At 44.9% G+C, this 24,988-nt stretch carries 23 protein-coding genes and 5 tRNA genes; 11 read left to right on the forward strand and 17 right to left on the reverse strand.

What is annotated here, in order from left to right:
* Nucleotides 1-114 precede the first annotated feature (114 nt).
* Together rraB and FKN88_RS06295 are read left to right on the forward strand one after the other, a co-directional pair.
* A complete protein-coding gene (rraB, locus tag FKN88_RS06290; protein WP_004396090.1) occupies nt 115-537 on the forward strand; it encodes a ribonuclease E inhibitor RraB in 423 nt (140 codons plus the stop codon).
* A 139-nt stretch (nt 538-676) separates the two neighbouring features.
* Entirely contained in the window at nt 677-1,468 is a 792-nt protein-coding gene (locus tag FKN88_RS06295) for a hypothetical protein (RefSeq protein ID WP_154170704.1), read from the forward strand.
* A 37-nt stretch (nt 1,469-1,505) separates the two neighbouring features.
* Here the strand turns inward: FKN88_RS06295 and FKN88_RS06300 are convergent, their stop codons facing one another.
* The 5 genes from FKN88_RS06300 to argR form a co-directional block, all read right to left on the reverse strand.
* Nucleotides 1,506-1,907 carry a DUF2061 domain-containing protein gene (locus FKN88_RS06300; protein WP_154169264.1) on the reverse strand — a complete coding sequence of 134 codons (402 nt, stop codon included), beginning with the start codon at nt 1,905-1,907 and terminating at the stop codon, nt 1,506-1,508.
* A gap of 118 nt (nt 1,908-2,025) precedes the next feature.
* Entirely contained in the window at nt 2,026-2,463 is a 438-nt protein-coding gene (locus tag FKN88_RS06305; protein ID WP_040904710.1) for a universal stress protein, read from the reverse strand.
* Nucleotides 2,464-2,531: 68 nt separating this feature from the next.
* Nucleotides 2,532-5,114 (reverse strand): TRAP transporter permease, encoded by a 2,583-nt coding sequence (locus tag FKN88_RS06310; RefSeq protein WP_154169262.1) that lies wholly within the window; start codon nt 5,112-5,114, stop codon nt 2,532-2,534.
* A gap of 359 nt (nt 5,115-5,473) precedes the next feature.
* On the reverse strand, nt 5,474-6,442 hold the full coding sequence (locus tag FKN88_RS06315; protein WP_154169260.1) for a TAXI family TRAP transporter solute-binding subunit: 969 nt from the start codon (nt 6,440-6,442) through the stop codon (nt 5,474-5,476).
* A 379-nt stretch (nt 6,443-6,821) separates the two neighbouring features.
* The gene (gene argR, locus FKN88_RS06320; RefSeq protein WP_004396085.1) at nt 6,822-7,292 is read right to left on the reverse strand and encodes a transcriptional regulator ArgR; all 471 of its coding nucleotides are present in this window, start codon (nt 7,290-7,292) and stop codon (nt 6,822-6,824) included.
* Nucleotides 7,293-7,742: 450 nt separating this feature from the next.
* Here argR and mdh point away from each other — a divergent pair, with 450 nt between their 5' ends.
* Together mdh and FKN88_RS06330 are read left to right on the forward strand one after the other, a co-directional pair.
* A complete protein-coding gene (mdh, locus tag FKN88_RS06325) occupies nt 7,743-8,675 on the forward strand; it encodes a malate dehydrogenase (RefSeq protein WP_004396084.1) in 933 nt (310 codons plus the stop codon).
* A 718-nt stretch (nt 8,676-9,393) separates the two neighbouring features.
* Complete coding sequence (locus FKN88_RS06330) at nt 9,394-10,800, forward strand: basic amino acid/polyamine antiporter (protein WP_154169258.1); 1,407 nt, start codon at nt 9,394-9,396, stop codon at nt 10,798-10,800.
* An 88-nt stretch (nt 10,801-10,888) separates the two neighbouring features.
* Here the strand turns inward: FKN88_RS06330 and ispB are convergent, their stop codons facing one another.
* Nucleotides 10,889-11,860: an octaprenyl diphosphate synthase gene (ispB, locus tag FKN88_RS06335; protein WP_154170703.1), complete on the reverse strand. Its 972-nt coding sequence runs from the start codon at nt 11,858-11,860 to the stop codon at nt 10,889-10,891.
* 272 nt (nt 11,861-12,132) lie between these two features.
* Here ispB and rplU point away from each other — a divergent pair, with 272 nt between their 5' ends.
* From rplU to folA, 6 genes are all read left to right on the forward strand, one after another.
* Entirely contained in the window at nt 12,133-12,444 is a 312-nt protein-coding gene (gene rplU / locus FKN88_RS06340) for a 50S ribosomal protein L21 (RefSeq protein WP_004396080.1), read from the forward strand.
* A gap of 20 nt (nt 12,445-12,464) precedes the next feature.
* Nucleotides 12,465-12,722 carry a 50S ribosomal protein L27 gene (rpmA, locus tag FKN88_RS06345; protein ID WP_004396079.1) on the forward strand — a complete coding sequence of 86 codons (258 nt, stop codon included), beginning with the start codon at nt 12,465-12,467 and terminating at the stop codon, nt 12,720-12,722.
* A 207-nt stretch (nt 12,723-12,929) separates the two neighbouring features.
* Nucleotides 12,930-14,099, forward strand: a complete 1,170-nt coding sequence (cgtA, locus tag FKN88_RS06350) for an Obg family GTPase CgtA (RefSeq protein WP_004396078.1) — start codon at nt 12,930-12,932, stop codon at nt 14,097-14,099.
* 131 nt (nt 14,100-14,230) lie between these two features.
* Nucleotides 14,231-14,992, forward strand: a complete 762-nt coding sequence (locus FKN88_RS06355; protein ID WP_004396077.1) for a threonine/serine exporter ThrE family protein — start codon at nt 14,231-14,233, stop codon at nt 14,990-14,992.
* A 2-nt stretch (nt 14,993-14,994) separates the two neighbouring features.
* Nucleotides 14,995-15,468, forward strand: a complete 474-nt coding sequence (locus FKN88_RS06360; protein WP_161425480.1) for a threonine/serine exporter family protein — start codon at nt 14,995-14,997, stop codon at nt 15,466-15,468.
* 28 nt (nt 15,469-15,496) lie between these two features.
* On the forward strand, nt 15,497-15,997 hold the full coding sequence (gene folA, locus FKN88_RS06365; RefSeq protein WP_004396075.1) for a type 3 dihydrofolate reductase: 501 nt from the start codon (nt 15,497-15,499) through the stop codon (nt 15,995-15,997).
* A 38-nt stretch (nt 15,998-16,035) separates the two neighbouring features.
* Here the strand turns inward: folA and apaH are convergent, their stop codons facing one another.
* The 6 genes from apaH to lptD all read right to left on the reverse strand — a co-directional run bounded on the left by apaH (nt 16,036) and on the right by lptD (nt 22,996).
* Entirely contained in the window at nt 16,036-16,851 is an 816-nt protein-coding gene (gene apaH / locus FKN88_RS06370) for a bis(5'-nucleosyl)-tetraphosphatase (symmetrical) ApaH (RefSeq protein WP_004396074.1), read from the reverse strand.
* Nucleotides 16,852-16,861: 10 nt separating this feature from the next.
* Nucleotides 16,862-17,242 (reverse strand): Co2+/Mg2+ efflux protein ApaG, encoded by a 381-nt coding sequence (apaG, locus tag FKN88_RS06375; RefSeq protein WP_004396073.1) that lies wholly within the window; start codon nt 17,240-17,242, stop codon nt 16,862-16,864.
* A 67-nt stretch (nt 17,243-17,309) separates the two neighbouring features.
* Nucleotides 17,310-18,125: a 16S rRNA (adenine(1518)-N(6)/adenine(1519)-N(6))-dimethyltransferase RsmA gene (rsmA, locus tag FKN88_RS06380; RefSeq protein WP_154169254.1), complete on the reverse strand. Its 816-nt coding sequence runs from the start codon at nt 18,123-18,125 to the stop codon at nt 17,310-17,312.
* A 13-nt stretch (nt 18,126-18,138) separates the two neighbouring features.
* Nucleotides 18,139-19,128, reverse strand: a complete 990-nt coding sequence (pdxA, locus tag FKN88_RS06385) for a 4-hydroxythreonine-4-phosphate dehydrogenase PdxA (protein WP_306687366.1) — start codon at nt 19,126-19,128, stop codon at nt 18,139-18,141.
* Nucleotides 19,118-20,413, reverse strand: coding sequence for a peptidylprolyl isomerase SurA (surA, locus tag FKN88_RS06390; protein ID WP_154169252.1), 1,296 nt, complete (start codon nt 20,411-20,413; stop codon nt 19,118-19,120). Before surA ends, pdxA begins: the two co-directional genes overlap by 11 nt.
* A gap of 225 nt (nt 20,414-20,638) precedes the next feature.
* Nucleotides 20,639-22,996: an LPS assembly protein LptD gene (gene lptD / locus FKN88_RS06395; protein ID WP_154169250.1), complete on the reverse strand. Its 2,358-nt coding sequence runs from the start codon at nt 22,994-22,996 to the stop codon at nt 20,639-20,641.
* A gap of 146 nt (nt 22,997-23,142) precedes the next feature.
* On the opposite strand from lptD, the gene djlA reads away from it, so the two are divergent.
* On the forward strand, nt 23,143-23,997 hold the full coding sequence (djlA, locus tag FKN88_RS06400) for a co-chaperone DjlA (RefSeq protein WP_154169248.1): 855 nt from the start codon (nt 23,143-23,145) through the stop codon (nt 23,995-23,997).
* 132 nt (nt 23,998-24,129) lie between these two features.
* Here the strand turns inward: djlA and FKN88_RS06405 are convergent.
* The 5 genes from FKN88_RS06405 to FKN88_RS06425 form a co-directional block, all read right to left on the reverse strand.
* Nucleotides 24,130-24,205: transfer RNA gene (locus tag FKN88_RS06405), tRNA-Asn, on the reverse strand.
* A gap of 16 nt (nt 24,206-24,221) precedes the next feature.
* A tRNA-Thr gene (locus FKN88_RS06410) sits at nt 24,222-24,297 on the reverse strand.
* A gap of 36 nt (nt 24,298-24,333) precedes the next feature.
* Nucleotides 24,334-24,409: transfer RNA gene (locus FKN88_RS06415), tRNA-Asn, on the reverse strand.
* Between the two features lie 16 nt (nt 24,410-24,425).
* Nucleotides 24,426-24,501, reverse strand: a tRNA-Thr gene (locus tag FKN88_RS06420).
* A gap of 53 nt (nt 24,502-24,554) precedes the next feature.
* A tRNA-Phe gene (locus FKN88_RS06425) sits at nt 24,555-24,630 on the reverse strand.
* Nucleotides 24,631-24,988: the final 358 nt, after the last annotated feature.

Raw genomic sequence — 24,988 nt, forward strand, 5'->3', positions numbered from 1 at the left:
CCGCTTACACGAGAAGTTAGTGTAAAGCGGCTTTTCTCGGTAGTAATTATTGACGATCCGTGCGATATTTCGCGCTAATTTTTGAGCCTGTTTATAAACTCTGGAGTCACCATTATGTCTCATGAAGATGAATATCTCTCTGTTGAAGCCTTTATCGAAATGCAAAAAGAAGAGACTCGCGATATTATCCAAGCACTACTCGACGACGGCAGTGATCCAGAAGCCTTGTACGATATCGAGCATCACTTGTTTGCTGAAGATTTTGAAATTTTAGAGAAAGCGGCCGTTGAAGCTTTCAAACTGGGTTTTGAAGTATTGGAAGCGGAAGAGACTGAAGATGAAGATGGTCATAAACTGTTCTGTTTTGATGCGACGATGCAATCGGTTTTGGACCCGCAAGCGATCGATCAGCAAGTCGCAAAATTGGTCGAGTTAGCTGAAAAGTTTGATGTTATCTACGACGGGTGGGGCACGTATTACGAAGGTGAAGATGCCCTTTATCCAGAAGAAGATGACGAAGACGAAGAGCAAGCCTAACCTTCAGTGGTTGCCGTTATCGATTAACGCGGCCACAGTGAGCAATTAATTTGTCACAGTAAATACCAGTCAGCCGGCTGGTATTTTTGATCCCGCTCAGGTATATATGAGATAAATTTGCTCAAGATAATCAATGACAATGCAGTTTTCTCTCTCTGGTCCATGGCAGCTTTCGCCTCTGACAGACGTATCCATTCCTCAAGTTGATCTTTATTTTCCCAATCCATTCAGTTGCGCCTTGCCAAGTGAATTGGCCGAGCATGATCTCGCGCAGCAAGAATGGCATTTAATGCATGATATTGAAGTCGATGACCATCTCTTAGCGTTTGCTGCTATTGATGTCGTGATAGAAGGCATCGATTATCCAGCCGAAGTGCGTCTTAATGGTGCCGCTATTTTTGATTGTGATGGGACGCAACATCGCTATAAAAAAGAGATCCGCTCGCTGCTTAAGTTAGGTCGAAATCGGTTTGAAATTTTATTCTTAAATCAGGAAGACGATTGGTTGATTGAAGAGCCAATTTGTCCGCTTGGTGAAGAAAAGCGAGTCGCATACGACTCGAGGATGGGTATTTGGCGAGCGCCTTATTTACAGGCTATTTCTCACTTACGCCTTGAACATCTGACGACAGAGCAAATCTGGCATCATGGTGGTGGCTGTGAGCTGTTAGTGAATCTTTACTTCACTACCTACGCAACGGGTTTAGTGTCGGCGGCAGTTCGTTTTGATGGTATGACTTACCATTTACCGATAGATGTACGCAGTGATCATGTAACGGCTATTTTCCAAGTCGATGCGCCTCGCTATTACGACGCAGAAAAACCGAATCCTGAAGATCTTTACACGATTGATGTTGAGTTAGACGGACAACAAGCCTCGGTTAAACTGGCATTGAGTGACACCTTGTGTGTCACTCATTTTCCGTTATAACGCGGCGGGTGGCTCCGATCATTTTGGCTCATGTTACCTAGTGTGCACAGCCAAAGTGTTTGTCGGTGCTTTTTTTCTGCGGATGCAAGCTTTGCCATACTTTTTCATGAAAGTAGTAAGCACAGGTATTAAAGCTGGGTTCAATCATCGCCATGATGCCGCCAATTAACCAACTTCCAGTGAGTAAATAAGCAATACCAAAAGCAACGCTAAAGTGGATGACGGCGAAGCTGGCGGTTTTTATCCGAGTCTTGCCCGCGTAACGTTGCAGTGCTGGATGCTGAGTCCATACCCGTTCATGGAAATAAAAAGCGACAGTATTGACCATCGGTTCCAGCATAGCGATTAAACTACCGAGAATGATATCGCCTGTCAGTAGATAAGCGATAGTAAAAGCGATGGTAAAGTGAATAGCAGCGAAGCTGAGTGTTTTTTTCATGATCCGGTCCCACCTATTTCTTTTTGATGTAAACATTATTGATAATTATTCTCAAAAAGAAAAGGAGAATCGAACAATTAATCTCATCGGTAAAATCGATGAACCTTCCGTTTGCTAATTAACCTTGCGGTTTGATGACTAAAACGGGGATAGGGGCGTTCTCGACGACCTTGCTGGCTACTGAACCGAGCATTACTTTGTCCATTCGTGAGCGCTTATGGCTGGGCATAATAATTAACTCTGCCTTGAGCTTGGCGGCATACTCCAGAATGGTCGTGTAGGGCTTTCCTTCAGCGACATGCAACTGATAGTGAATGTCCTCTGGCAGATACTGCTGAGCAAATGCTTGTAAACGTTGCCCAACGTCTTGCTTCATTTTATTGGCAGCGTCACGCGGGAAATAAGTTGCGACCATCGACATGTGAATACCCGGTAGTACGGTTAAAAGATGCAGTTGAGCACCACTGTGTCTTGCTTGCCATACCGCACTTTGTGCGGCTTTATCAGCAAAGCCTTGTTCATTTAAATCGACGGGGACTAAGATATGTTTATACATGGTTTTTTATCTCTGTATGGCTTTCCCCCGCAGATTCGATAGCCAGGGGAAAGCAAAGTCACAATAGGTTAAGGTTGTATCGCCGTTTTCTTGAGGGCGCGGCGTCTTTGATTCCAGCCAAGCAGTAAGGTCAGCAACAGTGCAGGGACAAAGACCCATTCTTTCATTGGACGATCGCTATCCACGACGACCGTACGGACTTCCCAATCAAAATCGATCCCTGCCGCTTCAGCTGGACTACGAAACTCAACAGCGTCGATCAGCATTCGATTATTGATCTTATTAACGGTAAGCCCCATCGAACGAATCCGTTCTTCGGCCGTTAGCGCTCGATCATCAAACGGCAGTTGCACGGTTTTCGACACATAGTCGCCCATTAAGGTTTCTCCGGCGACGATCATCACAATCGGTTGACCCACCGGCGCTTTATCGACGATATAGGCTAAGTCCGTACCTGGGTATTGATACTTAGCCGGATAAATTTTGTCCCACCAAAATCCAGGTCGTAAAAAGCTAAAGGTCAGCAGCAACAGCAACAGGACTTCCCACCATTTTGCTTTGGTAAACCACCAGCCTTGAGTCGCGGCTGAAAATAACAGCATGGCGATGATCGAGGAGCCGACGGTTAAGGCTAAGTGCCACCATGATTCAATGCCCATCAGTAATAACTGGGTATTAAAGATAAACATAAATGGCAAAATAGCGGTTCGTATGTCGTAGGTGAAGCCTTGAATACCGGTACGAATGGGGTCCGATTTCGCTATTGCGGCAGCAGCAAAAGCAGCCAGGCCGACAGGAGGCGTATCATCGGCTAAAATGCCGAAATAAAATACAAACAGGTGTACGGCAATTAATGGGATGATCAATCCACTCTGTGCGCCTAAGGTGACGATCACCGGAGCCATCAACGTCGATACTACAATGTAGTTGGCAGTTGTCGGTAATCCCATACCTAAAAGTAAGCTAATCACAGCGGTGAACAGCAACATCAGCATAATGTTACCGCCAGAGATAAACTCGACAAAGTCGGTCATCACTAAGCCAATGCCCGTTAAGGTGACTACACCAACCACGGTGCCAGCAGCGGCGGTCGCGACACCAATCCCTATCATATTGCGTGCACCAGACACTAAACTTTCGAGTAAGTCTGTAACGCCAGCTTTGGCTTGTTGAGCGGCATCGTTAGTGCGATTAAACCAAGCAATGATCGGTCTTTGCGTTAAGAGAATAAAAATCATAAACACACTGGCCCAGAAAGCCGACAATCCGGGGGAGAAACGCTCAACGGTCAAACACCATACTAAGACCACGATCGGCAGTAAGTAATGCAGTCCAGATTTGACTGTTGGGCCAACGTCTGGGATTTCCTGAATGTTTTCATCCAAACTAAATTCACGCTCGTGAGTGTATTGAGCGGAGATTTTCAACAGCAAAAAATAACAGATTAACAGTGCCAGCGTGACGATCGGTGTCGCTGCCGCGCCAAACACATCTTTTGTCCAACCGACCCCGTAATAGACCACTGCACTCACTACACATAACCCTAAAATGGTGCCAGTGAAAGAGAGCAAACTGTTGAGTAACGTTGAAGGGCGACGGCGAGGTAGGCCAGTCATCCCTGCTTTACAAGCTTCTAGGTGGACAATATAGATAAGCGCAATGTATGAGATAAGCGCAGGTAGTAGGGCTGCTCGGATCACCTCGACATAAGAGATACCCACGTATTCGACCATCAAAAAGGCCGCAGCGCCCATGATTGGTGGCGTAAGCTGACCATTGGTTGAAGCGGCGACTTCGATGGCTCCAGCTTTCGTACCAGAAAAACCCACTCGCTTCATGAGCGGAATAGTAAAGGTCCCGGTTGTGACCACGTTAGCTATCGACGACCCTGAGACTAAACCGGACAGTCCTGAGGCGACAACGGCTGCTTTCGCCGGTCCGCCACGCATGTGACCGAGTAAAGAAAACGCCACTTTGATAAAATAAGCACCAGCACCGGCCCGTTCTAGCATCGCACCAAAGAGCACGAATAAGAACACAAAAGAAGTCGAAACCCCTAAAGCGATACCAAATACGCCTTCAGTAGTCAGCCAGAGATGGGACATGGCCTTATTAAAGCTTGCCCCTTTGTGTGCGATGACGTCGGGCATATGTGGCCCAGCAAAGGTGTAGAGCAAAAACAGCCCTGCCACACACATTAACGGCGGACCTAATGCACGACGTGTAGCTTCCAGGAGCAGCAGCATACCCATACCAGCAACAATGATGTCAGTATCGGTGGGTGCACCGGAGCGACCGGATAAAGAAGTATAAAAAAGATAGATATAAGCAGCCGAGAAGCTGCCCGCCAGAGCTAAGACCCAATCCACGGCTGGAATGCGGTCACGGGGAGAATGTTTTAACGCGGGATAAGCGGTAAAAGCGAGAAAAACCGCAAAGCTTAAATGGATAGCGCGAGCTTCGGTATCATTTAAAATCGCAAAGTTAAAAATAAATGGCAGGGGTGAAGCATACCAAAGTTGGAAAAGAGACCAGCACAGTGGTACAAACCACAAAATGCGCCCAGAGAAACCCTGTGGATTTCTTGCGCCAGTATCTGCCTGTGCAACCATCTCTTGCACATCCTGCGACGGAGTTGTTGCCTGCGTCATGTACGTTATCCTTAATATTGATGGTTATCCCTTTTCTATTGCTTAGTCGATAGTCAGTGAACGGTATTGATACTCTCAAGTACATGGAGATTCACAACATAACGCTGAACGTTAGGCTGTATGGTGTTCGCTGAAGGCTCAATAGAAGAGGGTGCTGTGCAAATAAATAATCATTCTATGCCTTCCCCTAAAAACATTCATGTTCAGTCACTTTACTGTGTCAGCCATGGTTGTCAGGAGAGGAAATAGATAGCCATAAAACAAAGTACTTTGAGTAGAGACCGCCAATCAACCCCCACGCGCCGTGTGCTGGGCATGGGGATTGGAGGATGGGTCGACTACCTACAACGAATCGCGATTTATTTTAGTAAACCAACTTCTTTGTAATATTTTTCAGCACCGGGGTGGAGCGGAATCGAAAGGCCAGCTTTGACCATGTCTTCTTTTTTCAAGGTTGCAAAGGCGGGATGAAGACGAGTAAAGGTATCAAAGTTTTCAAACACCGCTTTAGCAACATTATAAGCAACGTCATCGGAGACATCGGCACTGGTCACTAGTGTGGCAGCAACCCCAAAACTCGTCACTTCGTTATCGGTCCCACGATACATGCCCGCAGGAATGGTGCTGTAAGCGTAGTAAGGACGTTCGGCTACAATTTTCGTCACTTCAGGTCCAGTTGCTGAGACCAATTTAGCGTTACAAGAAGTCGTCGCTTCTTGGATGGCTCCATTGGGGTGTCCGACCATATAGATAAAGGCATCAATACGATTATCACATAACGCTTGTGAGCGCTCAGAGCCTCTTAGTTCAGAGGCTAGTCTGAAACTGCTATTGGTCCAGCCAAAGGCGTCCATTACCACTTGCATGGTGGCGCGGTCACCGGAACCTGGGTTTCCGATATTAACGCGTTTTCCTTCAAGATCTTTTACATTATTGATGCCCGAGTCTGCGCGAGTGATGATGTTAAAAGGTTCAGTATGCAAAGAGAACATCGCGCGTAGCTTTTTGTAAGGGCCGAGTTCAGAAAACTGACTGGTGCCATTATAACCGTGGTATTGCCAGTCAGATTGAACGATAGCAAAATCGAGCTCGCCATTACGCATGGTATTGACGTTGTAAATCGAACCACCGGTTGATTCCACAGAGCAACGAATATTGTGCTCTTGACGGTCTCGATTCACTAAGCGACAAATCGCACCGCCAGTTGGATAGTAAACGCCGGTTACGGCTCCAGTACCAATAGTAATAAATTCCTGAGCGTGAACCGCACTCGCTCCCATGACAGCCGCAGCGATAGCACCCACTTTAATGATCTTGTTCAATAACATGAATATCCCTTCCTTTTATTTATTATTCCCAAAGAGCTTGTACGGTTGTCGAGGGGTATGATTCCTTTCCCCTGATGACTTGAGGTTATTGCGCGGTTAGCGCCCTCGGCAAGTCGTTTGGTTCTAGAAATTGGCGCTGGTTCTGTTGAAAAACAGAAAAAGTGCCGAATGATAATAACAAAAAATACTCAATAAATTATAGAATTGTAAAAAATTATCATCGGTAGCACTGTGGTATTGAGCGATAGGTAATGTTATTGAATGAGGCTAATTATTTGATAAGTATTAATTTAAAGTCTTTTTTGTTGGATATAGCAAGATACGCGAGATGTGAATTGGGTCACATTTGTTTAACAATGTAACCCGTCATTAATGCGCTTTAACCAGCGTATTCAAAGAGCTCGCAGACAGAAGTAAATAGCTGTTTAGTCGTAATATTCATGGTTGGAGTAATGAAAATAGTATCATCGCCAGCGACAACACCTAAAATACCTTCTGATTTACCAAGAGAGTCGAGTAAACGAGCAATTAACTGCGCTGCACCTGGGCCGGTGTGTATCACGACTAAAGCGTTATTATGATCGACATCGAGGACAAGCTCTCTTAGTGAGCTGGATACCGTTGGCACTCCGAGCTCAGCGGGTAAGCAATACACCATCTCCATTTTGGCATTGCGAGTACGAACGGCACCAAACTTGGTTAGCATACGCGATACTTTAGACTGATTGATGTTATCAAATCCTTCATTCTTTAAAGCATCAACAATATCGCTTTGTGAGCCAAAGCGTTCTTCTTTCAATAGGGCTTTAAAAACACGAACTAAGTTATCTTGTTTATCTGTAGGGCGCATTGTGGATTTTCTTTTGCTGTTCAACCATTAATGACTATTGTCACATAGCTCACGATAGAGAGGCAAATTATCGTCGAAAACTGTCTAAATGGTCACTGTAAAAATACCGTATTTACGTTTATATCCTTCTTACTTGTCGCTACAGTGGGATTGGTTACGCTCGCTTACCCTCATCATAGCGTTATCGATGCTCATGGGGATTCTCTCACTTGTCGCCTATCTGTAACGCTCAGTCGTTTGCTTATCAATGAGGGGCTAATGCTTTGTCATAACTGATAAATCCCCTCATAATGCCTAACGAGCGGTCGCGTCTTAGTGAGGAATTGCGCAAAGTCGCAAAGCTGAGGTTAAGTGATTGTAATCAAGATGTAGTTGCTATAGCTTTTTGATATCGGATAAAAAGATACCCTACCAAAACATATAAAAGATTCACTCTCAAGGAGAACTACGATGAAAGTCGCTGTTATTGGTGCCGCTGGCGGCATCGGTCAAGCCCTAGCTCTGTTATTAAAAAATCATCTTCCTGCTGGTTCAGATCTTGCTTTGTATGATATTGCTCCAGTGACGCCTGGTGTGGCTGCTGATTTGAGCCATATTCCAACGCCAGTGTCGATCAAAGGTTATTGCGGTGAAGATCCAACGCCTGCATTAGAAGGCGCGGATGTCGTGCTGATTTCGGCAGGTGTGGCACGTAAGCCGGGAATGGATCGGGCGGATCTTTTCAATGTTAACGCTGGAATCGTCAAATCACTCGCTGAACGAATCGCCAACGTTTGTCCAACCGCTTGTATTGGGATCATCACTAACCCGGTCAATACAACCGTGCCTATTGCGGCTGAAGTATTGAAAAAAGCAGGTGTTTACGATAAGCGCAAGCTATTTGGTGTCACAACACTGGATGTTATCCGTTCTGAAACTTTTGTGGCGGAATTAAAAGGCAAAAATCCTAGCGAAGTCCATGTGCCTGTGATTGGTGGCCATTCTGGGGTAACGATTCTACCTTTACTGTCACAAGTGGATGGTGTTGAGTTTACTGAGCAGGAAATTGCAGCGCTGACTAAACGCATTCAAAACGCGGGTACTGAAGTTGTGGAAGCCAAAGCGGGTGGTGGCTCGGCAACACTATCAATGGGACAGGCTGCGTGCCGTTTCGGCCTCTCTTTAGTGAAAGCACTACAAGGCGAGTCAGTGATTGAATACGCTTATGTTGAAGGTGGTAGCGAACACGCACCTTTCTTTGCTCAACCGATTAAACTGGGTAAAAATGGTGTTGAGGAAGTGCTGAGCTACGGACCATTGAGTGACTTTGAAAAAGCAGCGCTCGACGGTATGTTAGAAACGCTCAATAAAGACATTGAGATCGGCGTTGAGTTCGTTAAATAACGATCGTTAGACGTAAGATCATTTGACTCGCTATTTCGTTCGCTCACCCAGCGTGCGTATTGGTAGTCGTTATGGTAAAGCATGAAAACTAAGAATAATGCCGCAGGTTTCGACTTCGTGGCATTTTTTTGGCGATGATCTTATGATCTAAAACCCGTATCAACTATCCTTCTTATTTTTCCTAAAAGATCAAGAATTGATCGTCCATTCTTGAGGTTCTCTCTCTGCGATTCATCATCCTTTATCCCTTTCCTACTTGAAGCTTGCAGGGGGCTAGGTCGTTCACCTCAATCATAGAGTCTGTCTAGGCTCATGGGGACTCGCTTACTTGCCGATTACCTGCAACGCCAAATTGTTTAGATATAGTAAGCCGCACTGCATCGGTTGATGTGTTGTAGAGCGATATTATTCGAGCGTGTTTTTCTCAGTTTCAAATGATGATTAAGCTTTTGATTGTTTGAATTTTTTATCTATGAAAGTAGTCATAAAAGTGGCATTAGATTAAATTTTTATTCATTAATTCTGGGAAAATAGTATTATCTGGCCTTTTTTATGGTAGCTAAGGCTATTTTATGGCGCAATCTGACATAGATTTGATCGTTGGCAATGAATGTGTAAAAACGTTGGCTTTGTTAGTGAAGTGGATCACGTTGAGTCTGCTATTGAATGCTATTTCTGACTACTATAGCGTTTTCCAGAAGCAAGGTTGGAAATAATCATGGATAACAAATTAGGTTTAGGCTCTTTAACCGCCTTGGTTATCGGTTCTATGATCGGGGCTGGGGTATTCAGCCTACCGCAAAATATGGCAGCAGTGGCGAGTCCTTTGGCGGTGATGATTGGCTGGTGTATTACCGGGATCGGTATGATCTTCCTTGCCTTATCATTTCAGCAATTAGCGATCCATAAACCAGAGATTAATAGCGGTGTGTTTGGTTATGCCCGTGCTGGCTTTGGTGATTTCGCTGGATTTTGTTCGGCCTGGGGATACTGGTTCAGTGCGATGGTCGCTAATGTTTCCTATCTAGTGATTGTCTTTAGTACTTTAGGCATGCTGTTTGATACGCCTGATCGGGTTATTTTTGGTGATGGTAATACGTTGATTTCGATTGCGGGTGCCTCGGTACTTCTTTGGTTAGTGCATTGGCTGGTTTTACGTGGCGTGCAAACGGCAGCGTTGATCAATTTGGCGACCACCTGCGCGAAAATGATCCCGTTGGTACTGTTTATTTTATGTGCCATGGTCGCTTTTCGATGGCAGACGTTTACGGTCGACTTTACCGGACTCCACTTTGGCGCTGAGCACGATTTATGGTCGCAAGTCAAAGCCACCATGTTGATTACCGTTTGGGTATTTATTGGGGTCGAGGGAGCGGTGGTGGTCTCTAACCGAGCTCGGGTGCGACGTGATATTGGACGAGCGACAATCTTTGGTTTACTGACCGCGTTAGCCATTTATGTCTTAGTGACATTGCTATCGATGGGCGTGATTGTCCCCGTCGAGCTAGCCAGCTATCAGAATCCGTCGATGGCGAGAGTACTAACCGAGATACTGGGTCCTTGGGGGCAGTATATTATTGCGATTGGTTTAATTATCTCTGTTTGTGGCGCATTTTTAAGCTGGACAGTGTTGGCTTCGGAAGCGCCATTTTTAGGGGCAAAAGACGGTATGTTTCCCGCTCGGTTGGCGAAACAAAACGCGGCAGGTAGCCCAGCGAGTGCATTGACGTTAACCAACGTTTGTATCCAAGTGTCATTAATCGTTGTGATGTTTGCTGGTAGTACCTACGACACCTTGCTGATTTTTGCTTCGGAAATGATCTTAGTGCCGTACTTTTTGGTCGGCGCTTACACACTGAAGTTGGCGCTTAGTGAGTCTAAACAAGGCAAAATATTACTGATAGGATGTGGAGCAACGCTTTACGGTGCTTGGTTGTTGTATGCCTCTGGATTGCATTATTTATTGCTTTCAAGCCTGTTGTATCTGCCTGGTATTGCTTTTTATATAAAAGCCAAACGAGAGCAGGGAGTGCAGCCTTTTCTGGGACGAGAGAAACTCGGTGCTGGCACGTTAACTCTCTGCGCTTTGTTTGCCTTTGGTTTAATCTGGCAAGGGTGGTTTTAGATAACCAGCAAAGACTCACTTGTCGCCTTACTTGAGTCGGGGCGACAAGTGAATGAAGTAATAAGACTGAGCTCGCTTGCGAGTCTTATTACTTACTGCGTTTGACCGCCATATGAGCCAAAGCGATCAATGCTTGTTTGTAGTCACTTTCGGGTAGAATAGCCAATTCGGCAATCGCTTTATCGGCTTCTTGTTGCGCTTTAGCGGTGGTGTATTCTAATGAGCCTGCTTGCTGCATCGTTGCTAAAATCGCCGTTAATTTCTCCATCCCATTGGCTTTTTCAATCGCTTCACGAATCATCGCCGATTGTTCTCCTTGGCTATTGCGCATTGCATGCAGCAAAGGAAGCGTGGGTTTACCTTCTGCGAGATCATCACCGACATTCTTGCCCATTTCTTTGCCATCAGCGGTGTAATCCATCACATCGTCAATCAATTGGAAGGCAGTACCTAAATATTTACCGTAGTTTTGCATCGCCCGCTCAACTTCGGGAGAGGCATCACATAACATCGCTCCAATTTGCGTGGCGGCTTCGAATAATCGTGCGGTTTTTGAGTAAATGACCTGCATATAACTCTCTTCCGTAGTATCGGGATCGTTACAGTTCATTAATTGCAGCACTTCACCTTCAGCGATAACGTTGACGGAATGGCTCATCAACTTGAGAATTTTCATCGAACCAAGTTCGGTCATCATTTGGAAAGAGCGGGTGTAGATAAAATCGCCCACCAGTACGCTAGCGGCGTTACCAAACGTCGCATTGGCAGTGGCTTTACCTCGCCGCATATCGGATTCATCCACCACATCATCGTGTAGCAAAGTTGCCGTATGAATAAATTCAATAAACGCAGCAGCCATGGTGTGCCCCTCACCTTGATAACCTAAGGCTTTGGCTGACAAAATGGCCAGTAATGGACGTAGGCGTTTACCGCCACCACTGACGATATAAAACCCCAGTTGATTAATAAGGGAAACGTCAGAATTGAGTTGAGCAAGTATCGTTTTATCCACTTTTGCCATGTCATCGGCAGTAAGCGCTTGGATAGCTTTAAAATCCATCATAAATCCGGCTGAAGTTAGAGCTTGTAAGGCATTATGTTCTGCTTGAGTTAGTGAATAATACACTAAAAAATATTGATTAATACATGGCTTAAAGGCATGATTGCCGCACTTTTGTTTGGCGATTAGCTTTTCGCCAATTTTTTTTAAATATGGCTTGTCATGGGGACGCCATTCACGTAGAATCTGCGCCCTATTGATGATTAGTTTAGCGCACACCCTTTTTGCTCAAAAATGTTAGCATAGGCTGTGCGGAAAGAGCGGAGTAAAATATGTACGCTGTTTTCCAATCTGGTGGTAAACAACACCGTGTAAGTGAAGGTCAAACTCTTCGCTTAGAGAAATTAGACGTTGAAACTGGCGCAACAGTAGAATTTGATAAAGTTCTTCTGATCGCTAATGGTGAAGCAATTCAAGTTGGTGCTCCTCTAGTTGAGGGCGGTAAAGTGACTGCTGAAGTGGTACAACACGGTCGTGGCGATAAAATCAAAATCGTTAAGTTCCGTCGTCGTAAACACTCTCGTAAGCAACAGGGTCACCGTCAGTGGTTCACGGAAGTGAAAATCACTGGTATCAACGCTTAAGTTATTAGGAGAGTTTAACAATGGCACACAAAAAAGCTGGTGGTTCTACTCGTAACGGCCGCGATTCAGAAAGTAAACGTCTTGGTGTTAAGCGTTTCGGTGGTGAAGCTGTATTAGCAGGTAACATCATCGTTCGTCAACGTGGTACTAAGTTCCACGCTGGTAATAACGTTGGTATCGGTAAAGACCACACTCTTTTTGCTCTGTCTGATGGCAAAGTGAAATTCGAAGTGAAAGGTCCTAAGAACCGTAAATTCGTTAGCATCGAAGCTGAATAAGTTTAGTTTCTCGCTGAATTTAAAAACCCTGCCGTTTGGTGGGGTTTTTTATTTATCGGCAAAGTGCTTATAACTAGTGATCCCTATTGTTTGGGTTGACTCGTTATGTGTTCTAAAGCAGAGATGAGACGCTGATTAATGTCTCCTGCTAAAATTGATACTATTAATAAGCAATGGTATTGCAGCGCAAATTGTGCGGAGTAACAAATGAAATTCGTTGATGAAGCGGTAATAAAAGTTCAGGCTGGTGACGGCGGCAACGGCGTGGTCAGTTTCTGGCGTGAAAAATTCATTACCAAAGGCGGTCCAGATGGTGGTGACGGCGGTGACGGTGGTGATGTTTATATACTGGCTGATGAAAACCTAAATACACTGATTGACTACCGTTTTCAGCGTTTTTACGACGCTGAGCGCGGAGAAAATGGGCGTGGTGCGAACTGTACTGGCAAGCGTGGTAAAGACAAAGTATTGCGCGTTCCTGTTGGTACACGTGCGGTTGATATCCATACTAATGAAGTGATCGCTGAAGTCGCTGAGCATGGCAAAAAGGTGATGATTGCTAAAGGTGGTTGGCACGGTTTAGGCAATGCTCGTTTTAAATCGTCGGTAAACCGTGCTCCGCGTCAGAAAAGTATGGGTACTAAAGGTGAAGTGAGAGAAGTGCGTTTAGAGCTACTTCTGCTTGCTGATGTCGGTATGCTTGGCTTGCCTAATGCTGGGAAATCAACCTTTATTCGTGCCGTATCGGCAGCAAAGCCTAAAGTGGCTGATTATCCTTTTACAACCTTGATCCCAAGTTTAGGTGTCGTGAGTGTCGTCCCTGAAAAGAGTTTTGTGGTTGCTGATATTCCCGGGTTGATTGAAGGTGCTGCGGAAGGTGCTGGGCTAGGTATTCGATTCCTGAAACACCTAGAGCGTTGTCGAGTATTGCTACACATGATCGATATCATGCCTGCAGATCAAAGCGATCCTGTTCAAAATGCATTAACGATCCTTGATGAGCTTGAGCAATACAGTGAGAAATTGGCTCAAAAACCACGTTGGTTAGTGTTCAATAAAACCGATCTCATGCCAGAGCAAGAAGCCAATGAAGTGATTCAAAACGTTTTGGACGCACTGGGATGGGAAGATCAATACTTTAAGATTTCTGCTATTAATCGTCAGGGTACCAAAGAGTTGTGCATGAAGTTAGCTGACTTTATGGAAACCTTACCTCGTCAGCAAGAAGAGATTTCTGAAGAGCAAAAAGTGGAATTTATGTGGAATGATTACCACAAAGATGCCATTGCCAATCAACCGATCATTGACGAAGATGACGACGACGATGATTGGGATGATGAAGAAGACGACGGTCATGTTATTTATGTCCGTGAATGATCCACTTGATGTTTAACGTTAGTGAGCCGCAATCTTGATTGCGGCTTTTTTTATATTCTAAATCATATCGTCACGACACATTTTGTTGCAAACTAGGCCTTAGATAAATCAAGGCAGTTAGGAATGGAATCATGACATCCAAACAACGAGCAATTTCACGTTTGATTGCTCAAGCGGGTCAAATGTTACTCGCACATGGTGCAGAAAGTACTTTGGTTGGCGATATTATGCGACGTATGGGGCTGGCTTCTGGCATGGATGAAGTGGAAGTCTCGCTCTCTGCGAGCTCATTAGTGGTGACTACCGTTTATCATCAGCATTGTATTACCACCGCTCGACGTTGTGCTGATCGAGGCATTAACATGCGAGTCGTGACCCAGATCCAGCGTATTTGTATTTTGATGGAGCGAGGCTTACTCGATTACTCGATGGCACAGCACAAACTTGAACGAATAACGCCAGAGCGTTATAACCGATGGTTAGTGGTGGTGATGATCGGTTTGTCATGCGCGGCGTTTAGTCGTTTGGCTGGTGGTGATGGAATCGTGTTTCTAATGACCTTTATCGCTTCTGCCATCGGCATGATGGTGCGCCAAGAGATTGGTCATCGCCAATTTAACCCTTTACTTAATTTTGCGGCGACAGCGTTTGTCACGTCACTCATTTCTACTCAAGCGGTGATCTATCAGCTTGGTAATAAACCAACCATCGTGATGGCGTCTTCAGTATTAATGCTGGTACCGGGCTTTCCATTGATCAACTCGGTTTCTGATATGCTGAAAGGTTACATCAATATGGGTATCGCTCGCTTTGTGATGGCAAGCTTACTGACCTTAGCAACCAGTTTAGGGATTATTGCCGCGATGAGCGTGACGGGAGTGTGGGGATGGTAGCGCTGGTGAGTTGGGATTTATTACTCGGGTTAATCAACGATATGTTGTTTGCCTCGATTCCTGCTGTTGGGTTTGCGTTGATCTTTAATGTCCCAGTCCCAGCATTAAAGTATTGCGCTTTAGGAGGCGCGATCGGTCATGGATCGCGTTATTTGATGCTGCATTTTGGTATTCCGATTGAGTGGGCGAGCCTGTTTGCGGCAGGGATTGTGGGTATGATTGGTGTTCAGTGGTCGAGACGATTTTTGGCTCATCCTAAAGTCTTTACCGTAGCAGCATTAATTCCTATGGTTCCCGGTGTATTTGCTTATAAGGCAATGATTGCGATGGTAGAAATTCACCATTTAGGCTTTAAACCTGAGCTGTTTGCGAGTTTAATGGAAAACTTCTTAAAAGCGATGTTTATCATTGCGGGATTAGCAGTTGGCTTAGCAATACCCGGGCTGTTATTCTATCGTCGCAAACCCATAGTCTAGAAGCTTAAGCAAAAGTAGGAATAGAAAGATGATCATCAGTATGATTGCCGCGATGGCAAACGAAAGAGTGATAGGTAAAGACAACCAAATGCCGTGGCATTTACCCGCTGACTTTGCTTGGTTCAAACGGTGTACTATCGGCAAACCGGTGATCATGGGACGCAAAACTTATCAATCGATTGGACGTCCTTTGCCTGGGCGTCACAATATTGTTATCAGCCGAGATCCCGAATTGGTGATCGATGGGGTTGATGTTGTCTCTTCACTGGACGCTGCCTTGCTTAAGGCGGGGGCGGTCCCTGAGGTGATGATCATTGGTGGTGGCAGTATTTACACGGAATGTTTACCTCAAGCCGATAAACTGTACATCACGCTGATTGATGCTCAGTTCATCGGCGATACTCATTTCCCCAATTGGGGAACGAATTGGCATGAATGTTACCGTGAACATTACTCGGCGGATGACAAAAATGCTTATTCAATGGACTTTATCATCTTAGAACGCGAGACTGAAAAACCTAGAACCTAGAACCTAGAACCTAGAACCTAGAACCTAGAACCTAGAACCTATGACTTAGACTCTAATGCTGGCTGCTTAAAGACCTGTTTATCTTCCCAACGTAACATGGTCAGCGGCCCGCCCCATACGCAGCCAGTGTCTAAGCCAATTACGTTTGGACTGAAGTAGCCCTCTAGCGCTGCCCAGTGGCCAAAAATCACCGTTTTTTCTAATTCAATCCTTTGGGGTAGAGCAAACCAAGGCATCAGCTCGTGGCTACTCACTTGAGCGGGAGGAAGTTTACACGCCATATCAAGACGCCCATCAAAAAAGCAAAAGCGCATGCGAGTGAAGGCATTAATGATATAGCGATAACGCTCAATCCCTTGTAAATCGTCATTCCATAAGTCCGGAGTATTGGAATACATATTGGTCAGTAACCATGGCCATCGTTGGCTACGTAATACCGTTTCTACCTCGTGGGCAGCTTTTCGAGCGGTCTGTAAATTCCATTGGGGTGAGATGCCCGCATGAGTGAGGACAAACTCGGGGTGTTCTAACAAGAGTGGCCATTGGCGAACCCAATCTAGTAGCTCATCAGCGTCAGGCGCAGCAAAAATGGCCAATGTTTTATCTTTGTTTTTGGCTGGATGAATGCCCAGTGATACGGCTAATAGATGTAAATCATGATTGCCGAGCACCGTTTTTGCAGCGGGTCCTAAGTCACGAATAAAGCGCAGTGTTTCTAGTGATTTTGGGCCGCGCGCGACTAAATCACCAGCGAGCCATAAGGTGTCACTAATAGGATGAAAGTTGACTTGTTTGAGCAATAGCTGCAGTTCATCTAAACAGCCTTGAATATCGCCGACAATGTAATTTGCCACACAAACTCCCTTAATTCAGTACGTTGGGAACGGCTAGGCGAAAAGGGTCTATTTCAGCTAGAAAAGGTTCACCGAGGCTGTTGATCATTCCATAATGGCCTTGCATGACGCCAACCGGCGTTTCTAATGCCGTGCCACTGGTGTAGGTATACTCATCATTGGCGGCAATAACGGGTTGTTCTCCAACGACGCCTTCCCCTTCAATCCGCATCTGTTTTCCGTTAGCGTCGGTCACTAACCAAGAGCGACTGATAAGTTGTACGGTTTCGGTACTGAGATTTTTTATGGTAATAAGATAAGCAAAAACGTAACGGTGCGCTTCAGGATGGGATTGTTCTGGCACGTACTTAGTTTGAACCTGAATCTTGATACAAGGATGAGTAATATCCATAAATACTCCTGATTCGGATGACAAAACGAAGAAAATATAGGATGGCACGTTGGCCATCCTAGTCTATTTATGCGGGTTGAGTATTCTGAGCATCAAGCCAATTTGCCATCGATACAAACTGCTGCAAGGTCAGGTTCTCTGGACGCATCGTGGAGTCAATCGCAAGCTGTGCAAAGGTCTCATCATCCAATAACCCTTTATAGCAGTTACGTACCGTTTTACGGCGTTGATTGAATCCTTCACGTACGACACGATCCAACCATTTTAAACTCGTTGCAGGGTGCGGTAGTTCTTCGTAAGGCAATAAACGAACCACCGCAGAATCGACTTTAGGTGGCGGAACAAAGGCACTCGGTGGGACTTCTAATACCGGAACAACTTTACAGTAGTATTGTGCCATGACGGTTAATCGACCATACGCTTTGCTACCCGGTCCTGCCGCTAAACGGTTGACGACCTCTTTTTGCAGCATAAAGTGCATATCTTGAATTTCTTTGTGAAATTCAAATAAATGAAACATCAGCGGTGTCGAGATGTTATAAGGCAAGTTACCAAAAATACGCAGTTTATTATTCGGTTTAACCAATTGCTGAAAGTCAAAACGCATGGCGTCACCTTCGTGAATCGTCAACTTGCTCGATAATTCAGGATGGTTGCGTAAACGCTCGGCTAGATCACGATCGAGCTCGATCACCGTAAACTTATCAACTTCACGGCCTACGGGCTCTGTAATGGCTCCTAAACCTGGGCCAATTTCTACCAAATTTTGACCTGGTAAAGGATTAATAGCGGATACGATTCCATCAATAATATAAGGATCGTTTAAAAAGTTTTGACCAAAACGTTTACGCGCTTTGTGCCCTAAATGGACATCATTTCTCATAGTGTTCTCAAAGTTATTGCGTTTTTTTATCAACTAATTCAATTGCTTGATCGAGAGCGGTTTTAAAACTGCCCACATCGGCTAATCCCGTTGCGGCTAAATCGAGCGCTGTTCCATGGTCTACCGAGGTTCGAATAAAAGGTAAGCCTAAGGTAATGTTAACTGAACGACCAAAGCCTTTGTATTTTAGTACAGGGAGAACTTGATCGTGATACATTCCTAAAACGGCATCCGCTTTTTGCAAATATGTTTCGCTAAAGATGGTATCTGCCGGTAAAGGGCCCACTAAATCGATACCTTGTCGGCGAAGTTTTTCTAAACTTGGGGTGATGGTATCTATCTCTTCATGACCCAATACCCCTTCTTCTCCTGCGTGAGGATTAAGACCGCAAACATAAATTGTCGGCTGAGCAATCGCAAATTTCTCGACCAAATCATGGTGAAGAATACGAATGATGCTTTCTAGACGTTCAGCCGTTATCGCAGCAGAGACGGTTGCCAATGGTATGTGTGTGGTCACGAGAGCGACGCGTAGTCCTTCCGTTGCCAGCATCATTACCACTAATGGGGTATTGGATAGCTCGGCAAAAAACTCCGTATGACCACTAAAAGCGACGCCTGCGCGATTAATCACGCCCTTATGCACTGGGCCGGTGACAATAGCATCAAATTCACCATTCATACAGCCCAATGCCGCTCTTTCTAGCGTTTTTAATACATAATGACCGTTCGCGGAATTGAGCTGTCCAGCAATGACCTGTTCTGATACGGCAATTGAGTCAACCAGCAAATACCCCGCTTTTTGCGGTGTGGCTTTTTGATCGGGCTGATAATCAAGTAGCTTTACTGCAATTCCCAGTGCTTTGGCGCGCTCTGCGAGCATCTGTTTATCGGCGCAAATCACCAGTTGATGTGGCCAATCATTTTGCGATAGTGCCAGTACTAAATCAGGGCCGATACCGGCAGGTTCTCCGGCGGTGACTACGATACGTTTAATCGTCATCTTGATCATCCTGTAGGATTTCAACAAAAGCACCGGCGCGCAGCTCTTGTAACCAAGTACTGGCTTCTTCATTGAATTTACGGTTAAACAAAATGCGATAAGCTCGATTTTTCATTGCGGCATCAGTACGGTCAACTTCGCGGCGATCCAAGACTTCGACAATATGCCAGCCGTGTACGGTTTTAAAGGGTTCACTAATTATTCCAACCGGAAGTGTCTCGATTTGATGTTTAAACTCAGGAACATACAGTTCAGGTGTTTGATAACCTAATTCGCCATTTTGCGCTGCAGAGCCTGGGTCTTGGCTATATTGCTGAGCTAATTCAGCAAAGCTGGCTTCGCCAGCATTGATGCGACGTACTAAATCATTGAGTTGATTTTTGGCACCTTCATCGCTCAAAATAATCGTTGGTTTAATCAGAATGTGACGTGCATTGACTTCCGTCACTGCAACCGTTTCTAAGCCTTTGATATCATCAATTTTTAGAATGTGGAAACCGACACCACTACGAAATGGGCCAATAATACTGCCTTTATTTTGCATTTTAATTTGGTCGGCGAAAATCGTCGGCATTTCTTCTTTACGCATCCATCCCCAATCTCCCCCTTGTAGTGCCCGTGGGCCTTTTGAATAGGTGATGGCCATGGTGCTAAAGTCTGCGCCTTGGTTGAGTTCAGCGACTAACTTATTGGCTTGTGCTTCAACCTCGGATTTGTCTTGTCCATCGTTAAAACGCAGTTGAATATGGCTGATTTTATATTGTACGGTCGCGCTGGTTTCTTGAGCGAGCAGCTCTGCCAAGGTATCGACTTCGGCTGGAATAATGTTAATACGGCGGCGTACTAATGCGTTACGTGCTTCGCTGGCGGCGATCTCTTTTCTGATTTGTTCACGAAATTCTGGGTAGGTTAATCCTTGTTCAGCAATCGATAAGCGAAGTTGTTCCGGTGTTTGTTGATTATTGTGAGCAATCTCGGTAATCGCGTCATTTAGGGTATTGTCATCAATACGTACCCCAATACGATCGGCTTCTTGCTGTTGCAAAGTATCGACAATCAGTTTTTCGATGATTTGTTCACGCAAAATATTTTCAGGGGGGAGTGTTTGCTGGTTTGTTTTTGCATTCGCTCTTACTGTTAGTAAGGCGCTGTCTATATCGCTTTGCAAAATCACCCCACTATTCACAATCACGGCTACGCGATCAAGCTCGACGGGTTGAGCTTGCACCGTCGCAATACTCACTAAGCTGGTTAACGTATATAAAGCCAATGTCCACAGTTTCATTAGAAATCCTATTCATTATCGAGCGTTAATCGTTGTTGCTCACGGTCATTATCCCCTTTCTACTTGAAGCTACAGCGATGTTGGCTACGTTCGTGCACCGCAATCACATAGTCTGTCTATGTTCATTGGGACTCACTCACTTACCGCCTACCTGCAACTTCAAGTGGTTTGGGTATATTCGGAAAATTCAGAGTTTTTTAGGCTAAGATGCCCAAATTTACTGCCCTAATTATTTAAGAAAAACGGGCGTCCATAACCCAAGGAATTATCAGAACTTTTAATTCCAGCCATGCTTTCACTGGAGCTCACTTTGGTGCCAAAGCCGATAATACCAATGTTAAAACTAAAGTTATTTTCATAGTTTGGATCTTCGAAACCCAGATAATTGCCACTTGGGGTTCTATTCCAATCTTTTAACTGATTACTGTAAGAGAAACCCATGTACCAGCAATCAGAGGTATAGCGAATGCCCACTAGCCATTCCAGTGCTTCATTGGTCGTCATGTCGTAAAAATACTGTCCAGTGACATGCCACTTATGAGAAAGCTGATAGCCGCCAAGTAGGCCTGCTTGAGATATTCCTCGTCGAGTAATACTGCTCACCGGAATACTGTCGCCCACCGTATCTTCGATATACTCTTTGGTAACATAACGATAATTGGTTTGTAGGTAGCCGCCGTTAAAGCGGTATTCCAACGTACTGTTGGCCAATTGCATCGCACTGGTGTCGATGTCGTACTGAATACCGCCGTGATAAAAGAGAAAATCATCATAATTAAAATCCATTTCTACGGCCCAAGCGGAATAGTTCGATTGAGTATCTTCCACTTGGCTACTATCGGTATTGCTTGATTTTAAACCTTTATCGATATAGAAAATTTGTCCAAACGCGATGTTTAATCGTTCTTTGTATTGGTCATCAAAAAACCGTGTTGATGCGCCGTAGCTGACTTGATTGGCGGCAGAGATAAAATCTACTCCGCTGTACTTTCTACTTCTGAATAGGCCGTAGTAATCAGTTTGTAATAATGTCGTATCATAACGTGCGATGTTTTGTTGGTTTTCTTTTGGAACATACAAGTACTGAACTTGTGGCTCAAGCGTTTGGGTATAGCCATTAAATAGCGTGGTGTCTCGTTCTAAGACGATACCGGCATGCGTTCTGAATTCAGGGATAACCCGCGACACGCTCTCTTCTAACTCTTGGTAATCACTACTGATCACGCCAGATAAATCTTGTTGGTAATAGGTTGCTAACAGCCTTGCTTCTGTGGTCCATGTTCCCCATGTGTTTCCTAGCGGGATGCTAATGCCGGGTTCGATATGGGCACGAGTTGCCGAAGGTTTACCGATTGCATCGGTTTCAAAACGTGAAATGTGGCTTTTAATGTCTAAATCTAGATAGCGCAGCAGCTCTGGTGCATAGTAGTTAAAAGCGACTTGCGGCATCAATCGATAGGGGAGGTTATCTTTATCAGTTAATACTTGAAAGTCTCTTGCCAACAATGAGGTATCCCAAGCCGAAGAGCGGTAAGTCACTCGTGCTTGCTGCATCAGTTGACCATCTTCTCGATTACCAATCCCTGAGCTTAAATCTGAAAAATACTCGACATCACTAACGCGGGAGTAATCCAGATCCAGTTTCCATGCTTGTTGATAAATACCATCGTGGCGATATTGGAAACCCCAACGTTTCCCTTGTTCAGGATGAAGTTCGTCATCAGGTAAAAATTCGCCTTTAAGGCTACCTGAACCAAATTCGGTGAGATAACGAAACACGGTATTCAACTGAGTTCCGCGATTATCCATATAACGCAGAGTGGTTTCTAAATCGTAGTTAGGCGCTAAATTCCAATAAAAAGGAACTGAGATTTCAAAACCATCACGTGAACCATAGGAAATATCTGGATAGAGAAAACCCGTTTTACGAGTATCACCAATCGGTACGGTAAGATAAGGTAAATAGAACACGGGGACGTTTTGTATTTCTAAACGAGGATTGTAAAACGTCGCTTGTTCAGCGTCTTGGTCAACGTCAATACTTGAGGCACGCAAACGCCAAGCGCTATCACCTTCTGGACAAGAGGTAATTGAGCCATCTTCAATCTCATAAATGGCTTTACCGGTTTTGGCGATATAAGCCGCATGACCGCGACCCGGTTGACATAAAAACTGATATTGGGTGTTCTCTAATGTGATTTGATCAATATTGAGTTGATTGGTCACTCTATCTGAGGTTGCTTTGACTTGGCCATCACTAAAGGTCACATTGCCTTCGGCCACAACAATATTTTCTTGTTGATGGAGTGTCACATTATTAGCGCGGATCTGTTTTTGTCCTTGTAAAACGACGACATCGCCAGAATAAGTGGCGCGCTGACCACTAATTGCTTCTAGCTTATCCGCTTTGACCTTGATAGGCTGTGGATTCGGATTTTCCGACTCGGGTTCATTCACTAGGCATTGATCAAGAGTGGGCAGTTCCTGCACACTGTTATCCACCGTTGCTTCTGCTTGAGTCTGTGGCGCAAAGAGCGCGGCGCTGATCGAAGCGGCTAAAAATGTGCGGGAAAAACGTGACATCGAGTTGTACTATCCTGTTGTTCTGTTTGATTCCGACTTTAAGAGTGTTAAGTCAATAAAATGCTTCCTTATCATAAAGGAAAATAACGCTCCCGGCACTATCAGACCACAGCACACCTAAAAAATTCATAGATTGAGAGCACATAATGCATATTTTTGGCAAAATTCTTGGCGCTTTCTTTGGCCTGCTATTTGGCGGCCCATTGGGCGCAATCTTTGGTCTATTTCTTGGCCACCAGTTTGATAAGGCTCGCTATCGAAGCCAAAACCCGTTTGCTAATGGGCAGTTCAGTTCAGGACCAACACAAACCGAGAGGCAAGAAGAATTCTTTAAATCTGCTTTCGCTGTGATGGGACACGTTGCCAAAGCGAAAGGTCAAGTCACCCAGCAAGAGATTCAATTAGCCAGCATCATGATGGACAGAATGAACTTGCATGGTGATCAGCGCCGCGCTGCACAAGATGCTTTTCGCGAAGGTAAAGAAGCCGACTTTCCTTTGCAACAAACATTAGAAAATGTCCGTTTTTTTACGGGTGGTCGATTTGATTTAATGCAATTCTTCCTTGAATTACAAGTTTCTGCTGCCTTTGCTGATGGTGATTTACATCCTAGTGAGCGTCAGGTTCTACATAAAATTGCTCAGGGACTTGGATTCTCATCGGATCAGCTAGAGCGCCGTTTACGTATGCAAGAAGCCGCGTTTCGTTTTCAGCAAAGTGGTGGTTTTACCGGTCAGCAGAGCGGGTCATCGGGTTCAAGTCAATGGCAGCAACCCTCTAGTCGAGATAGATTGGCGGATGCCTTTTCTGTGCTGGGTGTCAATCAAGATGCGGATGTACAAACCATTAAACGGGCCTATCGTAAATTGATGAATGAGCATCACCCAGATAAATTAATGGCTAAAGGCTTACCCCCTGAGATGATGAACATGGCAAAAGAGAAATCACAAGAGATCCAACATGCTTATGATTTGATAAAGAAAGAGCAGGGGTTTAAGTGATCGCGTTTCTTTACGCTGATTGAAGGCGTAACGATTAGTGCTAGTAAGGCTTATCTTATAAAGGGATAAGCCTTTTTACTCACCATTGAATCACCATAAAAAAAGCCCAGTCAATGACTGGGCTTTAAAATTTGGCTCCTCCTGCTGGGCTCGAACCAGCGACCTGCGGATTAACAGTCCGTCGCTCTACCAACTGAGCTAAGGAGGAACAGATTTTTTAATAATGGTGCCGACTACCGGAATCGAACTGGTGACCTACTGATTACAAGTCAGTTGCTCTACCTACTGAGCTAAGTCGGCATTAATAACGGATGACGTATCATCAGTTAATAATAGTGGCTCCTCCTGCTGGGCTCGAACCAGCGACCTGCGGATTAACAGTCCGTCGCTCTACCAACTGAGCTAAGGAGGAACAGATTTTTTGATAATGGTGCCGGCTGCCGGAGTCGAACTGGCGACCTACTGATTACAAGTCAGTTGCTCTACCAACTGAGCTAAGCCGGCTCACTTTATCAGTTAAGATACTGGTTGCGCTTGCACCAATCTCTATCAGAATATGGTGCCTCGAGGCGGAATCGAACCACCGACACGAGGATTTTCAATCCTCTGCTCTACCGACTGAGCTATCGAGGCAACGGGGTGTATTAAACGAGTTTTCCGATCCTTCGTCAACAGTAAAATGCAAAAAAAAACTCGTTTGCTGATTTTCTATACTTAGTGGGCTGTTTTTATCCATTTTTGTTTAGAAAAGCTAACAGAAACAGCGGTAAATTCTTACCTATCCTTCGACTTAACGTCTTTATCGTGTCGCTAATCGGATAGGGAAGAATCGTTTGATTAAGCTCAAGCTGGGACAAGTGAATGGTTTGCGGTTAAACGTTGTCCGCGATAAAAGTTTTTTAATCGCGCAAAAAGGAAACCACCTTATCTTCTCGGTAAGGTGTAGAACAGAGTATCGACTGATGAGTTCAAACCGTTTGCCTACCATGGA

It is taken from the genome of Vibrio sp. 2017_1457_13 (genome assembly GCF_030851525.1).
Lineage (GTDB): Bacteria > Pseudomonadota > Gammaproteobacteria > Enterobacterales > Vibrionaceae > Vibrio > Vibrio metschnikovii.

What these genes read in the sequence shown, in the direction of transcription:
- rraB (WP_004396090.1), top strand. Translation starts at nt 115, where the DNA reads ATGTCTCATGAAGATGAATATCTCTCTGTTGAAGCCTTTATCGAAATG.
- FKN88_RS06295 (WP_154170704.1), top strand. Translation starts at nt 677, where the DNA reads ATGCAGTTTTCTCTCTCTGGTCCATGGCAGCTTTCGCCTCTGACAGAC.
- FKN88_RS06300 (WP_154169264.1), bottom strand. Translation starts at nt 1,907, where the DNA reads ATGAAAAAAACACTCAGCTTCGCTGCTATTCACTTTACCATCGCTTTT.
- FKN88_RS06305 (WP_040904710.1), bottom strand. Translation starts at nt 2,463, where the DNA reads ATGTATAAACATATCTTAGTCCCCGTCGATTTAAATGAACAAGGCTTT.
- FKN88_RS06310 (WP_154169262.1), bottom strand. Translation starts at nt 5,114, where the DNA reads ATGACGCAGGCAACAACTCCGTCGCAGGATGTGCAAGAGATGGTTGCA.
- FKN88_RS06315 (WP_154169260.1), bottom strand. Translation starts at nt 6,442, where the DNA reads ATGTTATTGAACAAGATCATTAAAGTGGGTGCTATCGCTGCGGCTGTC.
- argR (WP_004396085.1), bottom strand. Translation starts at nt 7,292, where the DNA reads ATGCGCCCTACAGATAAACAAGATAACTTAGTTCGTGTTTTTAAAGCC.
- mdh (WP_004396084.1), top strand. Translation starts at nt 7,743, where the DNA reads ATGAAAGTCGCTGTTATTGGTGCCGCTGGCGGCATCGGTCAAGCCCTA.
- FKN88_RS06330 (WP_154169258.1), top strand. Translation starts at nt 9,394, where the DNA reads ATGGATAACAAATTAGGTTTAGGCTCTTTAACCGCCTTGGTTATCGGT.
- ispB (WP_154170703.1), bottom strand. Translation starts at nt 11,860, where the DNA reads ATGGATTTTAAAGCTATCCAAGCGCTTACTGCCGATGACATGGCAAAA.
- rplU (WP_004396080.1), top strand. Translation starts at nt 12,133, where the DNA reads ATGTACGCTGTTTTCCAATCTGGTGGTAAACAACACCGTGTAAGTGAA.
- rpmA (WP_004396079.1), top strand. Translation starts at nt 12,465, where the DNA reads ATGGCACACAAAAAAGCTGGTGGTTCTACTCGTAACGGCCGCGATTCA.
- cgtA (WP_004396078.1), top strand. Translation starts at nt 12,930, where the DNA reads ATGAAATTCGTTGATGAAGCGGTAATAAAAGTTCAGGCTGGTGACGGC.
- FKN88_RS06355 (WP_004396077.1), top strand. Translation starts at nt 14,231, where the DNA reads ATGACATCCAAACAACGAGCAATTTCACGTTTGATTGCTCAAGCGGGT.
- folA (WP_004396075.1), top strand. Translation starts at nt 15,497, where the DNA reads ATGATCATCAGTATGATTGCCGCGATGGCAAACGAAAGAGTGATAGGT.
- apaG (WP_004396073.1), bottom strand. Translation starts at nt 17,242, where the DNA reads ATGGATATTACTCATCCTTGTATCAAGATTCAGGTTCAAACTAAGTAC.
- rsmA (WP_154169254.1), bottom strand. Translation starts at nt 18,125, where the DNA reads ATGAGAAATGATGTCCATTTAGGGCACAAAGCGCGTAAACGTTTTGGT.
- pdxA (WP_306687366.1), bottom strand. Translation starts at nt 19,128, where the DNA reads ATGACGATTAAACGTATCGTAGTCACCGCCGGAGAACCTGCCGGTATC.
- surA (WP_154169252.1), bottom strand. Translation starts at nt 20,413, where the DNA reads ATGAAACTGTGGACATTGGCTTTATATACGTTAACCAGCTTAGTGAGT.
- lptD (WP_154169250.1), bottom strand. Translation starts at nt 22,996, where the DNA reads ATGTCACGTTTTTCCCGCACATTTTTAGCCGCTTCGATCAGCGCCGCG.
- djlA (WP_154169248.1), top strand. Translation starts at nt 23,143, where the DNA reads ATGCATATTTTTGGCAAAATTCTTGGCGCTTTCTTTGGCCTGCTATTT.